Source organism: Psychrobacter sp. TB20-MNA-CIBAN-0197 (genome assembly GCF_040309765.1).
Taxonomy (GTDB): domain Bacteria; phylum Pseudomonadota; class Gammaproteobacteria; order Pseudomonadales; family Moraxellaceae; genus Psychrobacter; species Psychrobacter submarinus.
The window spans coordinates 1-230 of sequence record NZ_JBEOPC010001501.1 but is presented as its reverse complement, the minus strand read 5'-3'; the positions used below and the strand labels follow the sequence as shown (position 1 = coordinate 230).

The 230-nt window shown below is 62.6% G+C and carries 1 protein-coding gene; it reads left to right on the top strand.

Going from position 1 to position 230, the window contains the following annotated elements:
- Positions 1 to 40 precede the first annotated feature (40 nt).
- Positions 41 to 230 (top strand): glycine cleavage T C-terminal barrel domain-containing protein (locus AAEY83_RS18990; RefSeq protein ID WP_351061826.1); only part of this gene is annotated, 190 nt, incomplete at its 3' end.

Here is a 230-nt window from a genome sequence, read left to right as displayed (position 1 = left end):
ACGCACACGCGTCGGCCTGCTGCCACAGGAGCGCACCCCGGTGCGTGAAGGCGCAGAAATCGTCAACGAGGCCGGCGAGATCATCGGCAGCGTGTGCAGTGGCGGCTTCGGCCCGACCTTGGGCGGGCCATTGGCGATGGGATACCTTGACACCGCTTACGTCGCGCTCGATACACCTGTGTGGGCCATCGTCCGTGGGAAAAAGGTGCAAATGCTTGTAAGCAAAATGC